Below are 5,527 nucleotides of genomic sequence, written 5' to 3'. Positions count from 1 at the left end.
ATCGGCCGCCGCCTCGATCCCGGCGCCTGCCGCGACGCCCGCGCCGGCCACCGCGGCGCGTCCGGCCGTACCCGCGTCGGCTCCCGTCGGCCCGACGGCAAGTCCCGCCGCCGCACCCGCCCGCCCTGCCCCGCCCGCGCCGCGCGAACCCGGACTCGTCGACCGCGCATTCGGCGCCGCGCGCGACTGGCTGCTCGGCGGCAACACGGTCGTGCGCGTCGGGATCATCGTGCTGTTCTTCGGCGTCGCGTTCCTGCTGAAGTACGCGGCCGACAACAACATGCTGCCGATCGAATTCCGCCTCGCGGGCACCGCGCTCGCCGCGGCCGCGTTGCTCGCGATCGGCTGGCGCGTGCGCGCACGCCGCGCCGCGTACGGCCTCGTGCTGCAAGGCGGAGGCATCGGCATCCTGTACCTGACGATCTTCGCCGCGACCAAGCTTTACGCGCTGCTTCCGGTCGGCGCCGCGTTCTCGCTGATGGTCGCGGTCTGCGCGCTGAGCGCGTTCCTCGCGGTGCGGCAGAACGCGCTGCCGCTCGCGTTCATGGGCAGCGCGGGCGGCTTCCTCGCACCGGTGCTGCTGTCGACGGGCCAGGGCAACCACGTCGCGCTGTTCAGCTACTACGCGCTGCTGAACGCGGGCATCTTCGCGATCGCGTGGTTCAAGGCATGGCGTCCGCTGAACCTGCTCGGCTTCGTCTTCACGTTCACGATCGGCTCGGCCTGGGGCGTGACGGCCTACCGTCCCGCGCTGTTCGCGAGCACCGAGCCGTTCCTGATCCTGTTCTTCCTGATGTATGTCGGCATCGCGCTGCTGTATGCGCTGAAACGCGAAATCGCGTTGCGGCACTACGTGGACGGCACGCTCGTGTTCGGCACGCCGATCGTCGCGACCGCGCTGCAGGCGTCGCTCGTGAAAGGCATGCCGTTCGGGCTCGCGTGGAGCGCGGTCGCGCTGTCGGCGTTCTACGTTGCGGTCGCGGCCTGGCTCGCGCGGCGCCGCGACCGCCTCGGGCTGCTGTTCGAATCGATGCTCGCGCTCGCGGTGATCTTCGCGACGCTGGCCGTGCCGCTCGCGTTTTCGGGGCCGACAACGAGCGCCGCGTGGGCGATCGAAGGCGCGGCCATCGTGTGGCTCGGCGTGCGCCAGAAGCGTCTGCTGCCGTTCGGCTTCGGGTTGTTGATGCAGATCGCCGCGGCCGGCGCGTTCTTCACGAGCCTGCTCGGGCCGGCCGACGCCACCGCGCTGCCGGTGCTCAACAGCCCGTACATCGCGATGCTGCTGATCGCGCTCGCCGGGCTGTTCACCGGCTGGTGGCTGCACGGGCGCGACGAAGCGCGCGCGTGGCACGCGTGGATGCCGGAAATCGGCGTCGCGGCCGCTGCATGGGGGCTGCTGTGGTGGGTCAGCGGCGGGCTGCACGAGATCCTCGTCCATGCAAGCCGCCACGTCGATCTGCATGCCGACCGCTTCGTCGTCGACACGACCGCGCTGTTCGCGGCCGGCACCGCGTGGCTCGCGCACGTCGCGCGCCGCAAGCTCGCGTGGCCGCTCGCCGAATGGCCCGCGCTCGCGCTCACGCCGGTGCTGGCGCTGCTCGCGCTGCGCGCGTTCGATGCGCATGAAGCCCCGCTGTCGGGTATCGGCGCATTCGCGTGGCCCGTTGCCGTCGGCGCGGGGCTTGCATTGCTGTGGCGGCAGGCGCGCGCCCCGGCTCGCGCCGATGCCGGGAGCGGCACGGTGCCATCGATTGCCGCCGGCATCGTCGCGCCGCTGCATACGCTGATGTTCTGGACCCTGTGCGGGCTGCTGTCGCTCGAAGGCTTCTGGCGCCTGCGCGCGTTCGTCCCCGAAGGCGCATGGAGCTGGAGCGCATGGGCATACGGCTTCGGCGCGCTGCTCCTGCTCGTGTCGGGCCCCGGCGCGCGGCTGCGCTGGCCGGTCGCGGCGTTCCCGCGCGCGTACCAGGTGTGGGGCGCCGCGCCGCTCGCCGCGCTGCTGTGGTTATGGAGCATCGCGAGCACGGTCAGCGACGGCAGCGCGGCCCCCCTCTTCTGGCTGCCGCTGCTCAATCCGCTCGACATCGCGCAGTGTCTCGTCTTCGTCGCGTTCGCCGCGTGGCTGCGCCGCCTGAAAGCGCTCGGCATCGCGTGGCATCCGCGCGTGGTCGACTATGCGGCGATCGCGACCGTGTTCCTGTGGTTCAACGCGCTGATGCTGCGCACGCTGCATCACCGCTTCCACACCGGTTACGACCTCGACACCGTGCTGTCGTCGTTCGGCATCCAGCAGGTGTTCATGGTCGGCTGGAGCCTGTTCGCGTTCGCCGGGATGTGGCTGACGCGCCGCGACGGCATCGCCCGTATCTGCGCATTCGCGTCGCTGCCGCTGATCGTCGTGATGTGGATGTGGACCTTCTATGCGAACTTCACGCAGGACGGCGGAAGCTGGGCGCGCGTGCCGCTCTTCAACCCGCTCGATCTCGTGCTAGCAGTCGTCTATGCGCTCGCCGCGTCGTGGTTCATCCGCGCGCGCAAGCTCGGCGGGTCGTTCGGCAAGTATCGCGTCGCGCTGCTGAGCGCGGCCGGCGCCACCGCGTTCCTGTGGCTGAACGCGATCCTGCTGCGCACGCTGCATCACTGGGCAGGCGTGCCGTACGAATTCGGCGCGATGGCGGAATCGACGCTCGTGCAGGCCTCGGTATCCGTGTACTGGACGCTCTGCGCGCTCGCGATCGCGATCTGGGCCACGCGCCGCGGGCTGCGTCCGCTGTGGTTCGTCGGCGCCGCGCTGCTCGCGCTCACGGTCGTCAAGCTGTTCCTGTTCGACCTGTCGCACGTGACCGGCATCGAGCGCATCGTGTCGTTCATCGGCATCGGCGTGCTGCTGCTGTTGATCGGCTATTTCTCGCCGCTGCCGCCGAAAGCCGCCGCACAACAGGACGAGCAGCCATGAAGCGACTCGCCGCCCTGCTCGGACTGGGCCTGCTCGCGTCGTTCGCGGCGGCCGACGGCATGCCGGACGTCGCACGCGTGACACATCGCTTCGCGCTCGACCTCGACGGCAGCGCCGCGTATTACCAGCTCACCGTGCCGCAGCTCGTGTATGCGGCGAGCCGGCGCGACGATCTCGGCGACGTGCGCATCTTCAACGGTGCGGGCGAACCGGTGCCGTATTCGCTCGACGCCCCCGCCGCGACCACGCCCGCAGTGCCGCCGACGCGCACGCCGGTGCACTGGTTTCCGCTGCCGCCGGCCCGCGCCGACAACGGCGGCGCGCCGCTCGGCGTGACGGTCGGCCCGGACGGCGCGCTGCGCGCGGCAAGCACCGCGCCGGCGCGCACGAAACATGGCGCCGATCTCGTCGACCTGTCGCATACGGACGGCACCATCGACGCGCTGCTCGTGCATGTGGGCGACGACCGCTACCAGGGACGTGTCGCGATCGAAGCGAGCGACGACCTGCGCAGTTGGCGGTCGCTCGGCAGCACGCAACTGCTGAAAGTCGGCCACGGCGACGACATGCTGGTGCAGGAGCGCATCGCACTCGAAGGCGCGGCGCCCCGCTACCTGCGGCTGGACTGGCTCGACGACGCACCCGCGATCGCGTCGATCGACGTCGAGACGCATCCGCGTGACGCTCGCGGAACCGACACCGCATCCGTGCCGCGTCAGTGGCGCGAGGCCGTACGCGTGCGTGCCGGCGGTACGGCCGGCGAGTATCTGTTCGACACCGATGGCGCCTATCCGGTCGATCGCGTGCGCATCGACCTGCCGCAACCGAATACGGTTGCGCGCGCGACGTTGCAGAGCCGCTCCGACGCGCAGGCGCCGTGGCGCGACATCGCGGGCGCCGTGCTGTTCCGGCTGCAGGGCAAGGCCGGCGAGCAGCGCAATCCGCCGCTCGAGTTCGCGGCGAATACGGACCGTGCATGGCGGATCGTCGTCGACATGCGTAACGGCGGGTTCGGCGGCGGGCAGCCGGCCGTCGCGATCGGCTGGCATCCGGCCGCGCTGACCTTCGTCGCGCGCGGCACACCGCCGTTTACGCTCGGTGTCGGCGACGCGTCGCTCGTGTCGTCGGCGGTGAGCCGCGAGGCGCTGCTGGTCGGCATGGCGCCCGAAGTGCGGCCCGCACGGGTCGGCGCGGCGCTGCCGGTATCGGCGGTCGCGCCGGCGCCCGCCGATACCGACGCGACTCGCCGCTTCGTGCTGTGGGGCGCGCTGGTCGTCGCGGTCGGCGTGCTCGGCACGATCGCGTGGCGACTCGCGAAAGGCGGCGGCGACTCGCGCGGCCGCGACGCGTGACGCCGCGCGTCTTTATGCAGCGTTTATTAGGCACGCCCGTTTCTTTCGAAGGTCGCAACGCGTAACTGCGTACAGTCGTCGCATCGGAACCACGACGCGACGACATGCAGGAAACCTATCCATTGCACGACCGGCCGGCACTGCGCACGCGTCCGTGCCCGACGCTGCCGTTGAAACGGCTTGCGCTGCTTTTCCCGTTCGCGCTGTCGCTGTCGGTCGCGCTGCCCGCGCACGCCGACGACACGCCGGCCGTGCCCGTGACCGCCGCCAGCACGCCCGCCGCGTCGCCGTCGCCCACCCTCGACACGATCGTCACCGCGCTGCGCAACCGCTTTCACGTCGCGTATGCCGAAGCCTGCACGATCGCGCGCGCGGTGCAGACCGAATCGGACCGCTACGGGCTCGCACCGGCGCTGCTGCTCGCGATCATCGCGGTCGAATCGGGCTTCGATCGCCACGCGACCAGCGTCGCGGGTGCGCGCGGGCTGATGCAGGTGCTGCCCGCCGCGCACCGCGACCTCGTCGCGCATGTGAAAGACCTGTCCGATCCGGCAACCAACGTGCGGATCGGTGCGGCGATCTTCCGCGGCTATCTCGACGATGCGGACGGCGACGTCGAAACCGCGCTCGTGCGCTACAACGGCGGCACGAAACGCTATGCGCAGCGCGTCGCGCTGCGCGTGCAGCAATTCGATGCGCAATTGCGCCGGTCGAACGGCACCCCGGCCGATGCACTGCGGACGGCCGCGAATCCCTGAGCGCGACGCGCGACACCAGGGGGCGCCGAAAGCGTCTTCGCGGCCCCGCCGTGTTTCGCGCTGTGCGGTAATGCAGCCGGCGCTTCGACCTGGATGAACAGCGCGGCGCTTCGAGCAAGCGTCGGCGGGATGCTGCCGGCGTACGTGCAAAACATCACCGGATGGCGGAACAGCGCACGCGGCGCGAGTCATGTCACATGAGCCACATGAGCGAGAGGCATGGTGGGCGTCCTCTTGCCGGTGCGTCGCGCGACGGCTGCCTGCGTGCAACCGCACGAGCCGCGTCCGGGTTCCATGCGACCATCTTATGAAGGTTCGCGTGAAGACCGCGGCAAAGGATCACGCCAGCGCATAAAAAGCGCGTAAACGTCCGTTCGCCGCGACGCGGCGGGGGGGTATCGAGGGCCGTACACGAGCGGGAGCGCCACACTCCGCTCACGTGACGCCTACGCGGCAAAAAA

The 5,527-nt window shown here is 70.6% G+C and carries 3 protein-coding genes; all 3 read left to right on the top strand.

The annotated features are described in order from the left end of the window. The coding region (locus G3N62_RS34205) for a DUF2339 domain-containing protein (protein WP_206141480.1) at positions 1-2,956 on the top strand (2,956 nt) is incomplete at its 5' end. Further along, on the top strand, positions 2,953-4,308 hold the full coding sequence (locus G3N62_RS34200; RefSeq protein ID WP_124669578.1) for a DUF3999 domain-containing protein: 1,356 nt from the start codon (positions 2,953-2,955) through the stop codon (positions 4,306-4,308). The genes G3N62_RS34205 and G3N62_RS34200, both read left to right, overlap by 4 nt. 104 nt (positions 4,309-4,412) lie before the next feature. Further along, positions 4,413-5,066, top strand: coding sequence for a lytic transglycosylase domain-containing protein (locus tag G3N62_RS34195; protein WP_124669577.1), 654 nt, complete (start codon positions 4,413-4,415; stop codon positions 5,064-5,066). Positions 5,067-5,527 lie beyond the last annotated feature (461 nt).

It is taken from the genome of Burkholderia sp. Tr-20355 (assembly GCF_017104685.1).
Lineage (GTDB): Bacteria > Pseudomonadota > Gammaproteobacteria > Burkholderiales > Burkholderiaceae > Burkholderia > Burkholderia seminalis.
The sequence above is the reverse complement of the archived record's forward strand: the minus strand, read 5'-3'. Positions and strand labels throughout refer to the sequence as shown.